The sequence below is a fragment of the Bradyrhizobium sp. USDA 4532 genome, from assembly GCF_024171315.1.
In the GTDB taxonomy this organism is placed as follows: Bacteria; Pseudomonadota; Alphaproteobacteria; order Rhizobiales; family Xanthobacteraceae; genus Bradyrhizobium; species Bradyrhizobium australafricanum.
This window is the reverse complement of the sequence record NZ_JALJZN010000001.1, coordinates 3054704-3074002: the sequence shown is the minus strand read 5'-3', so window position 1 is coordinate 3074002 and position 19299 is coordinate 3054704. Positions and strand designations below refer to the sequence as shown.

Below are 19299 nucleotides of genomic sequence, written 5' to 3'. Positions count from 1 at the left end.
AAGATTCCGGCGGACGCCTGTTAGCTCATCCGGTGCATCGCGCAGATCTTGTTGCCGTCGAGGTCGCGCAGATAGGCGAGATAGAGCTTCACGCCAGAACCTTCCCGTACGCCCGGCGGGTCCTCGCAAGGCTTGCCGCCATTGGCGACGCCGGCCGCGTGCCAGGCATGGACCTGCTCCGGCGAAGAGCAGGCAAAGCCGATCGTGCCGCCATTGGCATGCGTCGCCGGTTCGCCGTTGATCGGCTTGGACACCATGAAAATGCCGGCCTTGGTGAGGTACATGATGCGGTGACCGTCAACCCGGGCCGGCCGGACATCGAGCGTGCCGAGCAGCGCATCATAGAACGCCTTGGCCTTGTCCAGATCGTTGGTGCCAACCATCACGTGTGAAAACATCTGAAATATCCTCCCTGCTTGTTAAAAGCCGCCTCATTGCGTCCCTTGCGGCTCAAACGCTAGCAGCAGTTTTGCCGCGACGGAAGCGACGCTGCGTCGCGCGTTGTTCTATCCGTCGCTCTCCGGCCGTCATTCCACGCCGCGCAACTGCGCCGCGAGGGTGCGGATGTATGACTCAACCGCGCGCCACATATTCAGCGTCGTCCCGTTGAAGGCCGGGACCCATAACTACCGATGTCATTTGTGGTGCGATGCTGGTACGACGAGTCCCGTTCACAACATCCGCCGCGGCGTATGGGTCCCGGCCTTCGCCAGGACGACGGCGTTGATGCGGCAAGAGCCGGGCTAGAACGCCGTGTACCCGCCGTCGATCACAAAACAATCCGCCGTATGATAGGACGACGCCTTGCTCATGATGTAGACGGCGATGCCGCCGAAATCGCTCGGCTCGCCGAAGCGGCGCAGGGGGATGCGCGGCATCACATTGGCGACGAACTTGTCGTTGGCCATGATGCCGGCGGTCATGTCGCTCTTGATCCAGCCGGGCAGGATCGCGTTCGCCGTGACGCCGTGGCGCGCGAGCTCGACGCCGAGTGCGCGGCACAGCGCGTTCAGCGCCGCCTTGGTGCCGGCATAGTGCTCGTTGCGCGCGGTGCCGAACAGCGAGGCGAGGCTCGAGGTCGCGACCAGCCGGCCGAACTTGTCGCCGGCCTCGGCGCGGTCGGTCATGTGGCGTGCCGCAGCCTGGAATACGTGAAATACGCCGTCGAGATTGGTCGCGAACATCTTGCGCCATTCCTCCTCGGTGCGGTCGATGAAGGCTCTACGTCCGCCGCCGCCGATGCCGGCGTTGGCGAAGCAGCCGTCGACGCGGCCGAAGGTGTCCAGGGTTGCCTTCATCGCGGTCTTGACCGAGCCGGGATCGCTGACGTCGCAGAATTGCGTCGCGACCTTGCCGGGGCCGGCCTTCATCGAGGCCGCGGCGTTGGCGTTTTTTTCCGCGTTGCGGCCCCAGATCGAGACGTTGCAGCCGGCGGCGTTCAGCGCCTGCGCGATGCCGAGGCCGATGCCGCCGTTGCCGCCGGTGATGACAGCGACGCGGCCGGTGAGATCGAAGATGCCACTCATTGGGGTTTCCATTTGGTTTGGTGCGCGCTAATCACGCGTTCACGGATGGGCTTGCCGCCGACCATGGACAAGCCCGGCACAAAAATCAAATATGGGTCGAAGCATCGACCTACCGCGGTACCCACCGCCGAAACAACGTGAAGAGGAAACCATGCAGTTCAAGCACGTCACGCTCGACTTCGACGGATCAGTCGCGATCCTCAAGCTCGACCACCAGGAAGTCATGAACGCGGTCTCGATCGACATGCTGGGCGGGCTTGCCGAGGCACTCGATGCGATCGACGACAAGCGCGACGAGGTGCGCTGCCTGGTGATCACGGGCGCGGGCCGTGCTTTCTGCACCGGCGCCAACCTGCAGGGCCGCAACCAGCAGAAGCCCGGCAAGAGCAATGCCGGCGCGGCGCTGGAAACCGCGTTCCATCCGTTCCTGCGTCGGTTGCGTAAGCTGCACTGTCCGATCGTGACGGCGGTGAACGGTCCGGCCGCCGGCGCCGGCATGAGCTTCGCGCTGATGGGCGACCTCATCCTGTGCGCGCGCTCGTCGTATTTCCTGCAGGCGTTCCGCCGCATCGGCCTGGTGCCGGATTGCGGCTCGACCTGGCTGTTGCCGCGGCTGATCGGCAAGGCGCGCTCGGTCGAGCTGTCGCTGCTCGGCGAGCGGCTGCCGGCCGAGAAGGCGCTGGAGTGGGGTCTCGTCAACCGCGTCTATGACGACGCCGCGCTGATGGAAGAAACCATGAAGCTCGCGCACGATCTCGCCAACGGCCCGACGGTGGCGTTGTCGCTGATCCGCAAGCTCTATTGGGACAGCCCGGAAAATACCCTCGAGGATCAGCTCAATCTGGAATTCGAGTCGCAGCGCCTTGCCGGTAGCGCCGAGGATTTCAAGGAAGGTGTCACCGCATTCCTCGAGAAGCGGCCGGCGAAGTTCAAGGGCAAATGATCGAGACCGAACTCACCCGCTGCGTCGCCTCGTTTCATCCGGGCGCGACCGGCGTCACCGGCGCCGCAAAGCTCTCCGGCGGCGCCAGCCAGGAGACCTGGACGTTCGACATCGTGCATCCGAACGGCACTGTCGGCGCGATCCTGCGCCGCGCGCCGCCGGGCTACGGTGCCGCGCCGGGCCGCGCCGCCGGCCTCGATGCCGAGGCGACGCTGATGCAGCTCGCGCATGACGCCGGCCTGCCGTCGCCGAAGGTGATGCATGTCTTGAGGCCGGAGGACGGCCTTGGCCGCGGCTTCATCATGGCGCGGGTCGAAGGCGAGACCATCGCGCGGAAAATTTTGCGCGACGAGGAATTTGCCGGCGCGCGGCCGATTCTCGCCCGCCAGCTCGGCCGTGTCATCGCCGGCATCCATGGCCTGCCGCAGGCCAAACTGCCGAAGCTGCGCAGCCTGACCGCGACCAGGGAGATCGAGGATCTCTCCCGCGAGTATCACAGCTTCAACTGGCCGCGGCCGGTGTTCGAATTGGCGCTGCGCTGGCTGCGCGATCACGATCCCGGTCCGTCGTCGGAGACGACGCTGGTGCATGGCGATTTCCGCCACGGTAATCTGATCATCGGTCCCGACGGGGTGCGCGCGGTGCTCGACTGGGAGCTCGCGCATACCGGCGATCCGATGGAGGATCTCGGATGGATCTGCGTCAACTCATGGCGCTTCGGCGAGATCGACAAGCCGGTCGGCGGTTTCGGCACGCGCGAAGATTTGTTCGCGGGCTATGAGGAAGCCGGCCGCAGGGCCGACCCCGAGCGCGTGATGTTCTGGGAAGTGATGGGCACGCTGCGCTGGGGCGTGATGTGTTGCGGCATGATGCAGCGCTTCCGAAGCGGCCCGGATCACTCGATGGAGCGCGCGATGATCGGGCGGCGCGCGTCGGAGACCGAGATCGATCTGCTGCGGTTGCTGGCGCCGCGCGCATGATCCCGGAACGTGGAGACCGGTCTTCGGAATCGATCATGCGCAAGAAAGAGAGCAAGTGACATGCAGGACGAACCGACACCCACCGAACTGATCAAGGCCGTCGCCGACTTCCTGCGCAGCGAGATCGCGCCCGCGATCAAGGGGCACAACGGCTTCAAGCTGCGCGTCGGCATCAACGCGCTCGACCTGGTGACGCGGCAGCTCGCGCTCGCCGAGGCCGGCGATGCGACCGAGGCCGCGCGGCTGAAGCAATTGCTGGGCACCGACGGGACGCTGATGGAGCTGAACCGCGTGCTGTCGGAGAAGATCGCAGGTGGCGAGGTCGATCTGAAAACGCCGGGGCTATCGGAGCATCTCTGGCAGACCACGATGGACAAGCTCGCCGTCGACCAGCCGAACTACGCGTCCTACAAGCGGGAGCTCGGAAAGTAGGATGGGTAGAGCGAAGCGAAACCCATCAGGACCACGCGCCAAGCCTCGATGGGTTTCGCTACGCTCTACCCATCCTACGTCGTCATGAGAGGATTGCCGTCATTCCGGGATGGTGCGTCAGCACCAGACCCGGAATGACGAGATTCCGGGTTCGATGCTTCGCATCGCCCCGGAATGACAGAAGGGACGTGCTACCGCCCCAGCCACTTCGGCGGCCGCTTCTCCGAAAACGCCTTCGGGCCCTCGATGTAATCCTGCGAGGCGGCCATCGCCTTCACCGCCGGATAGTCGCGCTGCTCGGCCAGTGCCTGCTCGAGCGAGACTTCGAGACCCTTCTGGATCGCCTGCTTGGAGGCGCGGATCGACATCGGCGAGTTCTTGGTGATCGTCTCGGCCCAGCGCTCGGCCGCTGCCAGCGCCTCGCCCTGCGGCACCACCTCGTTGACGAAGCCGAGTTCGAGGCCTTCCTTGGCGCTGACATGGCGGGCGGTCAGGATCATGCCCATGGCGCGCTTCAGCCCGATCTGGCGCGGCAGCCGGTGCAGGCCGCCGGCCAGCGCAGCGAGGCCGACGCGCGGCTCGGGCAGGGCGAAGGTCGCATTCTCGGAAGCGATGATCAGATCGCAGGCCAATGCGATCTCGAAGCCGCCGCCCATCGCGACGCCGTTGACTGCGGCGATGATCGGCTTGTCGCAGTCGAAGCGGGTGGTCAGGCCGGCGAAGCCGCCCTTGTCCCAGCCGCGCTTGCCTCCGGCAGCCTGCCATTTCAGGTCGTTGCCGGCGCAGAACGCCTTGTCGCCGGCGCCGGTGACGATCGCGACCCACTGCTCGGGATCGGCGGAGAACTCGTCGAACACCTTGTTGAGCTCGAAATGCGCGTCGATATGCAGCGCGTTGTAGACCTCGGGCCGCGACAGCGTCACGATGGTGATGGGACCCCTGCGCGTCACCTTGGAGAATTTCAGATCCATGTTTGCTCCCGTCGATTTTCTGCGGCGAAGAATATTGCTGATATCCTAGCGCCTGCGCGTCGTTCCGTGCCATCCAATTACGCAAGGCGACCGCGCGTGCAAGCCTCGCTCGCCTGCTTGACTTGGCGACAGGCTTCTCACCTTAATCGATCCGAACGCGGATGCGCGACAGCGTCTAGACGCAAAATCAGAATCAACAATATTTCCGGGAGAGACCGCCTTGGATTTCAACTTGCCGGCTGACCTGACAGCCTATCTCGCCGAGCTCGATCGCTTCATCGAACGCGAGATCAAGCCGCTGGAAGAGGCTGACGACAACATCCGCTTCTTCGACCATCGCCGTGAATGGGCGCGCACCGATTTCGACAAGGGCGGCCTGCCGCGCCATGAATGGGAGCTCTTGCTGCGCAAGGCCAAGAACCTGGCCGATGCCGCCGGCCATCTGCGCTTCGCGATCCCGAAGCGCTATGGCGGCAAGGACGGCTCCAACCTGTGGATGGCCGTGATCCGCGAACATTTTGCCTCAAAGGGTCTCGGTTTGCACAACGACCTGCAGAACGAACACTCGATCGTCGGCAATCTGCCGATCGTGACCATGCTCGACCGCTACGGAACCGACGAGCAGAAGGCGATGATCGACGGCTCGATCACCGGCAAGTACCGCATCACGTTCGGTCTGACGGAGCCCGAGCACGGCTCGGACGCCACCCATATGGAAACCAGAGCGGTTCAGGCCACGCGCGACAACGTCAAGGGCTGGATCATCAACGGCGAGAAGATGTGGACGACAGGCATGCATGTCGCCACCCACTGTGCGCTGTTTGCCCGCACCTCGGGCAATGACGGCGACGCGCGCGGCATCAGCTGCTTCCTGGTGCCGGCGAAATCGGCGGGGGTGAAGGTCGAAGAGTATATGTGGACCTTCAACATGCCGACCGACCATCCGCGGGTCAGCTTCACCGATGTGTTCGTGCCGGAGGATGCGCAGTTCGGCGAGGTCGGCCGCGGCCTGTCGCTGGCGCAATGCTTCGTGCACGAGAACCGCATCCGCCAGGCGGCGAGCTCGCTCGGCGCCGCGGTGTACTGCATCAATGAGAGCGTGAAATATGCTCGCGAGCGCAAGCCGTTCGGCAAGGCGCTGGCCGAGAACCAGGCGATCCAGTGGCCGCTGGTCGAGCTCGCGACCCAGGCCGAGATGCTGCGGCTGTTGATCCGCAAGACCGCCTGGGAGATGGATCAACTGACCCAGGCGCAGGTCGAGCACACGCTGTCCGACCGGGTCTCGATGTGCAATTTCTGGGCAAACCGTCTGTGCTGCGAAGCCGCCGACCGCGCGATGCAGGTGCATGGCGGCATGGGCTATTCGCGCCACAAGCCGTTCGAGCACATCTACCGCCATCACCGCCGCTATCGCATCACGGAAGGCAGCGAGGAGATCCAGAAGCGCAAGGTGGCGGGCTTCCTGTTCGGCTACATGGGAGCCGGCAAGCACTAACGCAGAGGAGGCGGCATGAGCATGGAAGGTGGATGCACCTGCAGAAACGTCCGCTACCGCCTGACCGGCAGGCCGCTGATCGTGCACGCCTGCCACTGCACCTGGTGCCAGCGCGAGACCGGCACCGTGCACGCGCTCAACGCGTTGTACGAGGCCGAGCGGGTCGAGCATATCGCGGCCGAGCCCGAGATCGTCGACACGCCCTCGGCGAGCGGCAAGGGACAGAAGATCGCGCGTTGCTCCATCTGCAAGGTCGCGGTGTGGAGCAACTATCCGGGCGCGGGACCGGCGGTACGCTTCGTCCGCGTCGGCACGCTGGATGATCCGAGCCAGTGCCCGCCGGATGCTCACATCTTCACCTCGTCGAAGCAGCCCTGGGTGACGTTCCCGCCGGGCGCGAAAGTGTTCGCCGAGTATTACGATCGGAAAGAGGTCTGGCCGAAAGAGGCGCAGGAGCGGTGGCGCGTCTTGCGGGAGAGGACGGGGAAGAAGTGAAGTGCGACACTCCCTCCACCGTCGTCCCTGCGAAAGCACTAGTGCATCTACACGTTTGTCGGGCCATTTGCGAGGATTTGGAAGCGGGCCATTCCGGTGTGGAAGGTGATTGGTCCAGGTGGACGGTGGGAGGCGTAGCCGGTCCATCCGCCGAGTTTTGCGATGATCCATGCCGCCCAAGCAAGAGTGTTGGGGCGATGGTGGTTTTTCTGAAGCTCGGTGCGACCTTTCATGGTTTTGTTGATGGCCCTGAGCGTCTCGATCTCTTCTGCGGTGAAGACAAATTCAGCCGGCAATTCTTCGCCACTGTTGCGGGCCTGAACGAGTTGAATGACGATACATGCCGCTCTGGTGGCGACCGCCACGAGCTTGATCAGGCCTTCGGCGCTCTCGATCTGACTATCCTCGATGCGCAAACCCTGGCTCTTCAGCGAGCGAAAGAGTTGCTCAATGATCCAGCGCTGGCGGTACCAGGAGACGATCTGCCAGGCGTCTTTAACGGTGGCGACCGGATGAGTGGTCAGGAGCAGCCAGCGAATGGGCTCCGCACCTCTCGGCGGATGCAACTCGACCACTTCTACGAAGCTGAGTTTGATGCCCTCCGCCAAGTCGGTGACGCCGGGCCTCTGCGGCCGCTTGAGCACGACGGTTCCGAAGCGCATCGAGAGATGGGCCTGCCGGCCGCGCCGATCCATTCGCTGCGGCAGATCGATCACCGCGTTGTCGCAGAAGCGGCTCCGCTCGACCGCCTGATAAAGTGTGTCGCCATCGACCAGCGCATGGTCGTGCATGGCACGCGACAGAAGATGGACATTCTCAGCTGGCGTCAGCGCCCAGTGAGCAAAGAAATCCCCCTCGCGGTCGTTGACGACGGTGATCATGCGGGCATCTGCCAGGACGTCGCGGCCTTGCTCGGCGGCCGTCACCCAGCGCGCCGACTCCTTGTCGGCCAAGGCGCGCCGCTCATGCGGGATTTTTACCTTGCCTTTGCGCGTCCAAACGTTGCCGCCAGTAAGGCCAAGACAGACCCCGCTGTCGGCATCCACCGCCATCATCGCATGCAACAGCACGCCGCGAGCATTGCCCTTGCCGACTTTGCCCAGCCCGCGCCGCCGTCCCGCCTGGGTCTGGAACTTGACCTCGCTCGTATCCTGGATCGCCAGCACATGACGCCCGCTGACCGCAGTCCGCGTCTGCGTGCTCCAGCCCTCAATCAATTTATCGATCGTGACTTGGGGGTTGTTCACAAACCGCCAGAACGCCATATTGGCAGCCCAATCGCCCCGGGCCATCTGGCGCAAGCAGACGCTGCGCGTGCAAAGCATAGCCCGGAGAAGCGTCGCCCCCTTTTGTCGAGACGAACGTCCCCGAACTCACCCAAAGACAAATCCGGCTGCATCGCTGGCGCTCCTTCGAATCAAAGCGCCAGTGAGAGAATCATACAACATGCTGCAGAGACGCCACTTCTTGCTGCACCGAGTCAATCTGTCGCGCCCCAAAACCGTGTAGACACGCTAGTGCGAAAGCAGGGACCCATAACCACAGTCGGCAATTGGTTGAACGAGATGTGGCCCCAGCGTCGACAGACAATGAACAACGATGGTTATGGGTCCCGGCCTTCGCCGGGACGACAGCGAGGGCTAATTCACCTGCCGGTCCTTGCCCGCCCAATACGGTTCACGCAGGCTCCGCCGCAAAATCTTGCCCGACGGGTTGCGCGGCAGCGCCGGGATGAAGTCGACCGATTTCGGTGTCTTATAGCCGGCGATCCGCTCGCGCGTGAAGTTGATGATGTCGGCCGCGGTCGCGGCTTTTCCCGGCTTCATCACCACCACCGCCTTCACCGCCTCGCCCCATTTGTCGTCGGGGATGCCGATCACGGCGGCTTCCGCCACGTCCGGATGGTCGCACAGCGCGCTCTCGACCTCGGCCGGATAGATGTTCTCGCCGCCGGAGATGATCATGTCCTTGATGCGGTCGTGGATGTAGAGATAGCCGTCCTTGTCCATGTAGCCGGCGTCGCCGGTGCGCAGCCAGCCGTCGCTGTCGATGGTGCGCGCGGTGGCCTCGGGCAGATTCCAGTAGCCGGCCATGTTGGAGCCGGAGCGGGTGGCGATTTCGCCGACTTCGCCCGGCGGCAGCGGCTTGCCGTCCGGATCGAGAATCGCAAGCTCGATGCCGGGCAACGCCTTGCCGGCGGAGCGCATGCGGTCGAGCCCTTCGATATGGTCTTCCGGCGGCAGCGCGACGATGGTGCCGGTGGTCTCGGTCATGCCGTACATCTGCACGAAGCCGCATTTGAAGACCTCGATGCACTCCTTCAGCAGCGCCGCCGGAATCGGTGAGGCGCCATAGAGCATGTATTTCAGGCGGGAGAAGTCGACCTGCCGCGCGCGCGGCTGCCGCACCACGAACTGCATCGCCGCCGGCACCATGAACAGCTTTGTGATGCCGGACTGCTCGAAGAAGTCGAGCACCTTGGTCGGGTCGAACTCGCGCGCGATTACACCGCGGGCGCCGTGATAGAGGCCCATCACGCCCCAGCCGGAGCCGCCGATGTGGAAGATCGGCATCGCGACCAGCGAGACGTCGTCGGTGGTCCAGCGGTTCCACTCCGGCTTCTCGGCCTCGTTGCCGCTTTGCACGAGGTTGAGGAAATTGGCGTGTGACAGCATCGCGCCTTTCGGCTTGCCCGTCGTGCCCGAGGTGTAGAGCTGGATCGCGATGTCCTTCGGCTCGATCGCAACGCGCGGGTCGTCGCCGCCCTGCGCATCGCGCCAGGCGACGAAGTCGGGCCATTCCGGCGCGCCGCCCTCGGTCGTGATGATGGTGCGAACGCTCGGCAGCTTGTCGCGGATGTTGCGCGCCTGCGTGATGAATTCGGGGCCGACGAACAGGACGGGGGCATTGCAGTCGTCGACGATGAAGGCGACTTCGGGGCCTGCAAGGCGCCAGTTCACCGGCGCCATCACCACACCGGCCTTCATCGCGCCCATCAACAGCTCGAAATAGAAGTCACTGTTCTTGCCGAGATAGGCAATGCGCTCACCCTTCTCGACGCCCATCGCGATCAGCGCGTTGGCGACGCGGTTGGTCTTGATGTCGAACCCGGCGAAGCTGGTTTGCCGTCCCTCGAATTCATAGGCCAGCGCGTCGCCGCGGCTCTTGGCGCGCTCGCGCACCATGTCGGCAAGATTGGTTAGTTTCTGCGCGTCGGACATGTTCCCCCGTGACGTCTTGTTTTGGTTGCACGGAGTGTGGCGGCATCGCGCGGGAAAAACAATACGGAGGAATTGGCCGCGCTGTTTCAACATCGTCGTCCCGGCGAAGGCCGGGACCCATAACCACGAATCTGTATGTGGCGCGACGCTGGAGCCACAGCGAGCTCGACAACGCGCAGCGGTGGTTATGGGCCCTGCTTTCGCAGGGACGACAGTAGTGATTGAGGAGCAAGCGCGGGCCTCAGCCCCGCGCCGCGCGATCCTTCTCGTTCTGCGCCTTGATCGACTCGCGCGCCTTGGTCCAGTCGTCGTCGCTCCAGTCGCGGAGCTGATAGAAATTACCGCCCATCGCGAGCGCCTGCGCGCCGTCCATGGCGATGGTCTCGCCGTTGATCCAGTCGCAGCCGCCGGAGATCAGGAACACCGCGAGGTTCTGCAATTCCTCCATGGTGCCGACGCGGCCCATCGGGTTCATCGCCTTGGTGCGCGCACCGGCCTCGTCGCCGGGCTTGATGCGCTTGCTCATGCCCTCGGTCGGGATCTCGCCGGGCGCGATGGTGTTGAGGCGGATGCCGTGACGGCCCCATTCGATCGCAAGCGACATGGTCATGGCGTGGATCGCCGACTTGCTCATGGCCGACGGCACCACATAGGGCGAGCCGTTGCGCACCCAGGTCACGGTGATCGACACCACGTTGCCGCGATGGCCGCCGGCGATCCAGCGCCGGCCCACCGCGTGCGTCACGTAGAAGGTGCCGTGCATCACGATATTGGCGACCGCATCGAAGCCGCGCGGCGACAATTCTTCCGAGCGCGAGATGAAATTGCCGGCGGCGTTGTTGATGAGATCGGTGAGGGGGCCGCTGGTGGTCCAGATCGCCTCGATCATCTCGTCGACCGCCATGGCGTTGCGGATATCGACGCCGTGGCTGACCACGCGCCCGCCATGCTCGGCCATCAGCTCGGTGGCGGTTTCGTCGCACACGCTCTTGCGGCGGCCGCAGATATGCACCTCGGCCCCGAGCTGCAGGAACCGCGAGGCCATGGCCTTGCCGAGGCCGGTGCCACCACCGGTTACCAGTATGCGCCGCCCGGCAAGAAGCTGATCAGAGAACATCGTTTCCTCCACGGGGGTTGTCAGTTAATTGGTCGATTGACTAAAAGCGGACAACGGCCTTTCTGTAAAGCGCCAACAAGGAACAGCGGAGGAGATTTCAATGGAAGATCGCGTTTCGATATCGATTTCGGACGGTATCGCCGATGTCCGCCTGGTGCGGGCGGACAAGATGAACGCGCTCGACGCCGCGATGTTCGAGGCATTGGTGGCCGCAACCGACCGGCTTTCCAGGGAAAAAGCCGTTCGGGTGGTGGTGCTGTCCGGCGAGGGCCGGGCGTTCTGCGCCGGGCTCGACATGGGCCGTTTCGCCGCCATGAAGGATGGCGGTAACGGAGTGCCGGGCGGCGAGAAGCGCGATCTCACCGTCCGCACCCACGGCAAGGCCAATTTCCCGCAGCAGGCGGTCTGGGGCTGGCGCCAGCTTCCGGTGCCCGTGATCGCAGCGGTTCACGGTGTCGCGTTCGGCGGCGGCTTCCAGCTCGCGCTCGGCGCCGACATGCGCTTCCTCTCGCAGGATGCACGGATGTCGATCATGGAAATCAAATGGGGTCTTGTGCCCGACATGGCGGGCACGCCGATTCTGGCGAGCCTCGTGCGCGACGACATCCTGCGCGAGCTCACCTATACCGGCCGCATCTTCTCGGCGCAGGAGGCCCAAAGTTACGGCCTTGCCACCCGCGTCTGCGACGATCCGCGCGCCGCGGCGCTCGAGGTCGCGCGCGAAATCGCCGGCAAGAGCCCGGATGCGATCCGTGCCGCCAAGCGCATGCTCAACAATCTGTCGGTCGACCCGGCGGCCGCGCTGCTCGCGGAATCGGTCGAGCAGCAGAAATTGCTCGGCAGCCCGAACCAGACCGAATCCGTGCGCGCCAATCTGGAGAAGCGCGCGCCAAGGTTTGTGGATGCGGGGTAACGACCGCAGTCATTCCGCAGCGGTGCGCAGCATCGAACCATGGTGCGCAATTGCGCACCGGAGAATCTCGAGATTCCGCGTTCGCGCTCTGCGCGCCCCGGAATGACATTTAACCCGACGAAAGATCGGACAACGACAATGGAAACGTCCCAGCCCTTCCTCGGCATCGTCAGCGGCGGTCGCCGGCGCGATCACGCTGCAGTGGCCGAGCGCGCCGACCGTATTGCCAGCGGCCTCAACGAGCTCGGCGTCAAGCCGGGCGACAGCGTCTGCATGCTGATGCGCAACGACATCGCCTTCATCGAGGCTGCCTATGCCGCGATGCGGCTCGGCGCCTATGGCGTGCCGATCAACTGGCACTTCAAGCCGGAGGAGATCAACTACGTGCTGACGGATTCCGGCACGCGCGTCCTGATCGGTCATGCCGACATGCTGCATCCGCTGCGCGGCGCGATCCCGCCCGGCGTCATCGTGCTCAGCGTGCCGACGCCACCGGAAATCCTCGCCAACTACAAGATCAATCCCGATCATCTGGCGACACCGGATTTCGCGATCGATTTCGAAGCCTGGCTGGCGCAGTTCCCGCGCTATGACGGCCCGGTGGTGCCGCAGCCGCAGAACATGATCTACACCTCGGGCACCACAGGCCATCCCAAGGGCGTGCGCCGCTTCGCGCCGACGCCGGAGCAGACCGCCAATGCGGAAGCAATGCGCGCGATGATCTACGGCCTGAAGCCCGGTGCACGCGCGATCCTGCCCGGACCGCTCTACCATTCCGCGCCGAATTCCTTCGGCTTGCGCTCGGGCAAGCTCGGCGGCGCGCTGGTGCTGATGCCGCGCTTCGACGCGGAGGAGTTTCTGCAGTTGATCGCGCGCGAGCGGATCGACACCATCTTCATGGTGCCCACGATGTTCATCCGCCTGATGAAGCTGCCCGAGGAGGTGCGCCGCAAGTACGACATGTCATCGCTGCGTCACATCATCCATGCCGCCGCGCCCTGTCCGCCCGACGTCAAGCGCGCCATGATCGAATGGTGGGGGCCGGTGATCTATGAATTCTATGGCTCGACCGAGTCAGGCGCGGTGACCTTCGCCAATTCCGAGGACGCGCTGAAGAAGCCCGGCACGGTCGGAAAGATCTCGCCCGGTGCCGAGCTGTGCTTCATCGGCGACGACGGCAAGGAGGTGCCGCAGGGCCAGATCGGCGAGATCTATTCGCGGATCAAGGGCAATCCCGATTTCACCTATCACAACAAGGCCGAGAAGCGCGCCGAGATCGACCGGCAGGGATTCATCACCTCGGGCGACGTCGGCTATATCGATGCCGACGGCTACGTCTTCATCTGCGATCGCAAGCGCGACATGGTGATCTCGGGCGGCGTCAACATCTATCCGGCCGAGATCGAGGCGGTGCTGCATGCCGTCACCGGCGTGCACGACTGTGCGGTGTTCGGCATTCCCGATGCCGAGTTCGGCGAGGCGCTGATGGCGGTGGTCGAGCCGCAGCCCGGCGTCGCGCTCGACATCGCCTCCGTCCGCGCCCAGCTGAAGACCGCGCTCGCCGATTACAAGGTGCCCAAGCACATCGAGATCCAGACCAGCCTGCCGCGCGAGGATTCCGGAAAAATCTTCAAGCGCCGGCTGCGCGATCCCTATTGGGAGCGAGCGGGGCGGAGGATCTAGCGCCACAAAACTCGCCGTCGTCCCGGGCAAGCCAACGGGTCGGCGCGAAGCGCCGCCCGATGACAGGCTCCGCGCGACCCGGGACCCATAACCACCAATCTCCGTGTTGCGCGCTGCAGTAGCCCCAGCTTGCTTCGACCGCAGCCGCCGGTGGTTATGGGTCGGCTTTCGCCGGGACGGCGTTGGTGAGTGTGCACCGCCACCAAGTTCATCTTGCGCTGCGGCAAAAAAAGCGCACACTCGGGAGGAGCCGGGCAGCCTCCGGAGTAGCCGAGCCATGTCTCCCCAGGTAATGCCTCCCCAGACCATGCCGTCCGAGACCGAAATCCGCGCCAAGCGTGCCGCAGAGGCCAGCCTTCTGGAAGCGACTGCGCAGGAGGAGGATGCGCGGCTCCGGAACGACATCCGCCTTTTGGGGCGCGTCCTCGGCGACACCGTGCGCGACCAGGAAGGGGCCGATGTATTCGACCTAGTCGAGCGCATCCGCCAGACCTCGGTTCGCTTCCATCGCGACGAGGACAAGCTGGCGCGACGGGAACTGGAGAGCATCCTCGACGGCATGTCGATTGCCGAGACGCTGCAGATCGTCCGCGCCTTCAGCTATTTCTCCCATCTCGCCAACATCGCCGAGGACCAGAACAACATCCGCCAGATGCGCAGCCGCGGGCCGAGCGGGGCGCCGCGGCCGAGCACGCTGGAACAGACGCTGGTGCATGCCCGCCAGGCCGGCATCAGCCCGGCCGATTTGCGCAGCTTCTTCCGGAGCGCGCTCGTCAGCCCGGTATTAACCGCGCATCCGACCGAGGTCCGCCGCAAGAGCACGATGGATCGCGAGATGGAGATCGCGGATCTGCTCGACCGCCGCGAGCGGCTGCAGATGACGCCGGACGAAAGCGAGGCCAGCGACGAGCAGCTTCGCCGCGCCGTGGTGACGCTGTGGCAGACCAATCTGCTGCGCCGGACCAAATTGACCGTCCTCGACGAGGTCGCCAACGGCCTGTCGTTCTACGACTACACCTTCCTGCAGGAGGTGCCGCGGCTGCATTGCGCGCTGGAGGATCGCCTGAACAAGGAGGGTGGCGAGGCCGGCGAACTCGCTTCCTTCCTCAGGATGGGAAGCTGGATCGGCGGCGATCGCGACGGCAATCCCTTCGTCACCGCGGAGGTGATGCGCGGCACGCTGCGCCTGCAGTCGAGCCAGGCGCTCAACTTCTACCTCGAGGAGCTGCATGCGCTTGGCGCCGAATTGTCGCTGGCGGCGCATCTCGCCGACGTCTCGGACGAGCTGCGGAGCCTCGCCGGGCGTTCGCCCGACACCTCACCGCATCGCAGCGGCGAGCCGTATCGTCTGGCCGTATCGGGCATCTATGCGAGACTTGCGGCGACAGCCTCCCGGCTCGAGGTCGAGACCACGCGGCCGCCGGTCGGCAAGGCCGAGCCCTATGCGCGCGCCAGGGAATTCCAGGCCGATCTCGACGTGCTCAACCGCTCGCTGATTGCGAACAATTCCAGCGTGATCGCGCGCGGCCGGCTGCGGCTGTTGCGGCGGGCGGTGGATTGCTTCGGCTTCCATCTGGCGCGACTCGACATCCGCCAGAACTCGGCGGTGCACGAGCGCACCATCGCCGAACTGTTCGACACCGCCAATCCGGGGATGTCCTATCTGGCGCTCGGCGAGGACGCCCGCGTCAGCCTGCTGCTGGGCGAGCTGCGCAATGCACGGCCGATGGCCTCGCCCTTCGTGAAATATTCCGAGGAGACCCAGAGCGAGCTCGCCGTGTTCCGAGCCGCGGCCGAGGCGCATGCCAGGTTCGGGCCGGAGGTGATCTCCCAATGCATCATCTCGATGTGCCAGGGCATGTCCGACATGCTCGAGGTCGCGGTGCTGCTGAAGGAGGTCGGGCTCGTCAATCCGTCCGGCCGCAGCGCCGTCAACATCGTGCCGCTGTTCGAAACCATCGAGGATCTGCAGGCCTCCAGCGGCATCATGGACCGCATGCTGGTGCTGCACGATTATCGCAAGCTGGTCGACAGTCTCGGTAGCGTGCAGGAGGTGATGCTCGGCTATTCCGACAGCAACAAGGATGGCGGCTTCGTCACCTCGGGTTGGGAGCTCTACAAGGCAGAGATCGGCCTCGTCGAGGTGTTCGAGCGCCACGGCGTGCGGCTGCGCCTGTTCCACGGCCGCGGCGGTTCGGTCGGCCGCGGCGGCGGCCCGAGCTATGACGCGATCATCGCGCAGCCCGGCGGCGCGGTGAACGGCCAGATCCGCATCACGGAGCAGGGCGAGATCATCTCGTCGAAATATTCCAATGCCGAGGTCGGCCGCAGCAATCTGGAGATCCTCGCGGCTGCAACGCTGGAAACCAGCCTGCTGCAGCCTCGGCAGAGCGCGCCGCGCCCCGAATATCTCAAGGCGATGGAGGAGATTTCCGCGCTCGCCTTCAAGGCCTATCGCGGCCTCGTCTATGAGACCGAAGGCTTCGCCGATTATTTCTGGGGCTCGACCGTCATCAACGAGATCGCGACGCTGAACATCGGCAGCCGCCCGGCCTCGCGCAAGAAGACCCGCGAGATCGAGGACCTGCGCGCCATTCCGTGGGTGTTCTCCTGGGCGCAATGCCGGCTGATGCTGCCGGGATGGTATGGTTTCGGCAGCGCGGTCGAGAGCTGGATATCAGAGCATCCGGAGCAGGGCATGGCGTTCCTGCAGGAGCTCTATCGGGAATGGCCGTTCTTCCGCACGCTGCTCTCCAACATGGATATGGTGCTGGCGAAGAGCTCGATCGCGATCGCCTCGCGCTATGCCGAGCTGGTGCCTGACGTCGCGTTGCGCGAGAAGATTTTCGGCCAGATCCGCCGCGAATGGCACCTGTCGATCGAGACGCTGCTCGACATCATGGGGCATGACCGGCTCCTGCAGGGCAACCCGCTGCTGGAGCGCGGCATCCGCAACCGCTTCCCGTACATGGATCCGCTCAATCACGTGCAGGTCGAGCTGTTGAAGGAGTATCGCGCGCAGAACCCGGACGAGCAGGTGCTGCGCGGGATTCAGATCACGATCAACGGGATCTCGGCGGGGTTGCGGAATAGCGGCTAGCCACAGTGTCGTCCCGGCGAACGCCGGGACCCATAACCACGACCGGAGTGTCGTGAACGATGTGGGCCCCAGCTTTCTTCAACAACCAACTACAGTGGTAATGGGTCCCGGCCTTCGCCGGGACGACGGTTAGATCAACAGTTGTGCGCGCCCTTCGTCTCGACATAGACCGCGTAGAGCGACTGGCTTGCCGTCATGAACAGGCGGTTGCGCTTCTTGCCGCCGAAGGTGAGGTTGGCGCAGGTCTCCGGCAGCAGGATCTGGCCGATCCGCTGGCCGTCGGGCGCAAACACTTGCACGCCGTCGTAGCCCGGTCCGACCCAGCCGGCGCCGACCCAGATATTGCCGTCGACGTCGACACGCAGGCCGTCCGGGAAGCCTGACTTGCCGTCCAGCGTCATGTCGATCAGCGTGCGCGGGTTGGAGAGCTTGTCGCCGTTGAGGTCGTACTGCCAGACGATGTTCTTGGCATTCGGATAGTGCGTGATGCCGGTGTCGCAGACATAGACCTTCTTGTAGTCGTGGCTGAAGGCGATGCCGTTCGGCTTGAACGGCTCGTCGGCAACCTTGGTGATCTGACCGGTCGCAGCATCGATGCGATACACGGCTTCCTTCTGGTAGGGCTGCTTCGATCCCGTGTTGGCCAGTTGGCCCTCATAGATCGAGATCGCGCCATAGCCGGGATCGGTGAACCAGATCGACTTGTCGTTGGGATGCACGACCATGTCGTTCGGCCCGTTGAGCTGCCTGCCATTGGCCTGCTCCGCCAAGGGCGTGACGGTTCCGTCGTGCTCGTAGCGCACCAGCCGGGTGCGCTCGGCGGTGATCTGGCGACCCTCGAAATCGAAGGTCGAGCCGTTGGCCTCGTTCGACGGCTTGTGGAATTGCTCGGAGATGTGGCCGTCATCGTCGAGATAGCGCAACTGGCGGTTGGCCGGGATATCGCTCCAGACCAGATACTGGCCCTGCGCGTTCCAGGCCGGGCCCTCCGCCCACAGGCAGCCGGTGTAGAGCCGCTTGATCGCGGTGTTGCCGACCTTGGCCTTGAAGCGCTTGTCGTCGATCACGACGACGTCTGGATCGGGATAGCGCTGCGGCTCCGCGTTGGGGCCGAAGTCGCGCGCTGCGGCATCGGATGCGGCCATCGCGGTTGCAGCAAGCGCGGTTGCGCCGCGCAAGATTGTCCGACGGTCGAACGCCTTCGCACCGTCGCCCTCGTGTTTCTGAATGTTGCTTGGATTTGTCACGAAAGTCCTCCCAGGCTTTTTTGTTATCGGGAGGACGATCATACCCCCGCAATTCTGGCACAATGCGGGCACGCCATGATGAAACAACCAAAGAGTGTGTCGCCCCCGCCTAGCGCGCGATTGCGCGCGGAGTTCGCCGAGGCGACGATTTCATAAAACTGTCCAGATCGGATCGGAGGATCAGATCAAGTTCAGATCGGATCCCAGGTGAAGACGTCGGCCGAGCGGTCGAGCTTGGCGAACGATCCCTTCAGCGCCGGCATGCCGTGTTCGGCAATGGTCTCGGGCGTCCAGCCTTCGCCGCGATGAACCGAGCGCACCGGACGATGCTGGCCGAACAGGAAGATTTCGTTCATGCGCACGCCGAAGATCTGTCCGGTGACGTCCTTGGCCGCGTCCGAGAGCAGATAGGCGCAGACCGGCGCGATCTTCTCCGGGCCCATCTGCTTGATCTTCTCGACGCGCGCCTTCTCGGCGTCGGTCTCGGTCGGGATGGTGCCGATCATGCGGGTCCAGGCGAACGGCGACACGCAGTTCGAGCGCACGTTGAAGCGGCCCATGTCGAGCGCAATCGATTTCGACAGGCCGACGATGCCGAGCTTGGCGGCGGCGTAGTTGGCCTGGCCGTAATTGCCGATCAGGCCGGAGGTCGAGGTGAAGTGCACGAAGGAGCCCGACTCCTGCTCGCGATAGATCCGCGCCGCGGCGTGGCTGACATAGAACGAGCCCATCAGATGCACCTTGATGACGGCCTCGAACGCTTCCACGCTCATCTTGTGGAAGATCATGTCGCGCAGGATGCCGGCATTGTTGACGACGCCGTCGAGCCGGCCGAAATGATCGGTCGCGGTCTTCACGATCTTGCTGGCGGGAATGGCTTCCGCCACCGACTCGAAATTGGCGACCGCGGTGCCGCCGCGCTTCTTGATCTCCTCGACCACCTCCTCGGCGGGCGCGGCACTCGTGCCGGCGCCATCGGCGGCGCCGCCGGGATCGTTGACCACGACCTTGGCGCCCTCCGCCGCGCAGAGCAGCGCGATCTCGCGCCCGATGCCGCGGCCCGCGCCGGTGACGATGATGACCTTATCCTGCAGTGATTTTGCCATGTCGGTTCTCCTGGTTTGCTCTCCGTCATTCCGGGATGGTGCGAAGCACCAGACCCGGAATCTCGAGGTT

At 64.4% G+C, this 19299-nt stretch carries 16 protein-coding genes; 8 read left to right on the top strand and 8 right to left on the bottom strand.

The window, feature by feature from the left end:
* Positions 1–20 precede the first annotated feature (20 nt).
* Positions 21–398, bottom strand: a complete 378-nt coding sequence (locus J2R76_RS14680; protein ID WP_057015741.1) for a VOC family protein — start codon at positions 396–398, stop codon at positions 21–23.
* Positions 399–743: 345 nt separating this feature from the next.
* Entirely contained in the window at positions 744–1526 is a 783-nt protein-coding gene (locus tag J2R76_RS14675; protein WP_016845858.1) for an SDR family NAD(P)-dependent oxidoreductase, read from the bottom strand.
* 151 nt (positions 1527–1677) lie between these two features.
* Between J2R76_RS14675 and J2R76_RS14670 the strand changes: the two genes are divergently transcribed.
* The 3 genes from J2R76_RS14670 to J2R76_RS14660 are packed head-to-tail and all read left to right on the top strand — an operon-like array spanning position 1678 to position 3881.
* Positions 1678–2469 (top strand): enoyl-CoA hydratase/isomerase, encoded by a 792-nt coding sequence (locus J2R76_RS14670; protein ID WP_092083353.1) that lies wholly within the window; start codon positions 1678–1680, stop codon positions 2467–2469.
* Positions 2466–3449, top strand: coding sequence for a phosphotransferase family protein (locus J2R76_RS14665; RefSeq protein ID WP_076827199.1), 984 nt, complete (start codon positions 2466–2468; stop codon positions 3447–3449). The genes J2R76_RS14670 and J2R76_RS14665 overlap by 4 nt, the downstream gene beginning before the upstream one ends.
* A 60-nt stretch (positions 3450–3509) precedes the next feature.
* Positions 3510–3881: a DUF6285 domain-containing protein gene (locus J2R76_RS14660; protein ID WP_076827200.1), complete on the top strand. Its 372-nt coding sequence runs from the start codon at positions 3510–3512 to the stop codon at positions 3879–3881.
* A 191-nt stretch (positions 3882–4072) separates the two neighbouring features.
* On the opposite strand, the gene J2R76_RS14655 is transcribed toward J2R76_RS14660, so the two are convergent.
* Positions 4073–4852: an enoyl-CoA hydratase-related protein gene (locus J2R76_RS14655; protein WP_076827202.1), complete on the bottom strand. Its 780-nt coding sequence runs from the start codon at positions 4850–4852 to the stop codon at positions 4073–4075.
* 220 nt (positions 4853–5072) lie between these two features.
* On the opposite strand from J2R76_RS14655, the gene J2R76_RS14650 reads away from it, so the two are divergent.
* Positions 5073–6347 carry an acyl-CoA dehydrogenase family protein gene (locus J2R76_RS14650; RefSeq protein WP_076827204.1) on the top strand — a complete coding sequence of 425 codons (1275 nt, stop codon included), beginning with the start codon at positions 5073–5075 and terminating at the stop codon, positions 6345–6347.
* A 15-nt stretch (positions 6348–6362) separates the two neighbouring features.
* Positions 6363–6842, top strand: a complete 480-nt coding sequence (locus J2R76_RS14645; protein ID WP_076827205.1) for a GFA family protein — start codon at positions 6363–6365, stop codon at positions 6840–6842.
* A 47-nt stretch (positions 6843–6889) separates the two neighbouring features.
* Here the strand turns inward: J2R76_RS14645 and J2R76_RS14640 are convergent, their stop codons facing one another.
* The 3 genes from J2R76_RS14640 to J2R76_RS14630 form a co-directional block, all read right to left on the bottom strand.
* On the bottom strand, positions 6890–8107 hold the full coding sequence (locus J2R76_RS14640; RefSeq protein WP_253624111.1) for an IS4 family transposase: 1218 nt from the start codon (positions 8105–8107) through the stop codon (positions 6890–6892).
* A gap of 375 nt (positions 8108–8482) precedes the next feature.
* Complete coding sequence (locus J2R76_RS14635; RefSeq protein ID WP_076832958.1) at positions 8483–10063, bottom strand: fatty acid--CoA ligase; 1581 nt, start codon at positions 10061–10063, stop codon at positions 8483–8485.
* A gap of 241 nt (positions 10064–10304) precedes the next feature.
* Positions 10305–11180 (bottom strand): SDR family oxidoreductase, encoded by an 876-nt coding sequence (locus tag J2R76_RS14630; protein WP_057015759.1) that lies wholly within the window; start codon positions 11178–11180, stop codon positions 10305–10307.
* A 100-nt stretch (positions 11181–11280) separates the two neighbouring features.
* Here J2R76_RS14630 and J2R76_RS14625 point away from each other — a divergent pair, with 100 nt between their 5' ends.
* The 3 genes from J2R76_RS14625 (at position 11281) to ppc (ending at position 16876) form a co-directional block, all read left to right on the top strand.
* On the top strand, positions 11281–12093 hold the full coding sequence (locus J2R76_RS14625; protein ID WP_076832960.1) for a crotonase/enoyl-CoA hydratase family protein: 813 nt from the start codon (positions 11281–11283) through the stop codon (positions 12091–12093).
* Between the two features lie 138 nt (positions 12094–12231).
* Positions 12232–13776 carry an acyl-CoA synthetase gene (locus J2R76_RS14620; protein ID WP_076832964.1) on the top strand — a complete coding sequence of 515 codons (1545 nt, stop codon included), beginning with the start codon at positions 12232–12234 and terminating at the stop codon, positions 13774–13776.
* Between the two features lie 292 nt (positions 13777–14068).
* Positions 14069–16876 carry a phosphoenolpyruvate carboxylase gene (gene ppc, locus J2R76_RS14615; RefSeq protein ID WP_076832967.1) on the top strand — a complete coding sequence of 936 codons (2808 nt, stop codon included), beginning with the start codon at positions 14069–14071 and terminating at the stop codon, positions 16874–16876.
* 134 nt (positions 16877–17010) lie between these two features.
* Here ppc and J2R76_RS14610 read toward each other — a convergent pair whose 3' ends face one another.
* Together J2R76_RS14610 and J2R76_RS14605 are read right to left on the bottom strand one after the other, a co-directional pair.
* The gene (locus tag J2R76_RS14610; RefSeq protein ID WP_143271172.1) at positions 17011–18123 is read right to left on the bottom strand and encodes an SMP-30/gluconolactonase/LRE family protein; all 1113 of its coding nucleotides are present in this window, start codon (positions 18121–18123) and stop codon (positions 17011–17013) included.
* 191 nt (positions 18124–18314) lie between these two features.
* Positions 18315–19229 (bottom strand): SDR family oxidoreductase, encoded by a 915-nt coding sequence (locus J2R76_RS14605; RefSeq protein WP_018270553.1) that lies wholly within the window; start codon positions 19227–19229, stop codon positions 18315–18317.
* Positions 19230–19299: the final 70 nt, after the last annotated feature.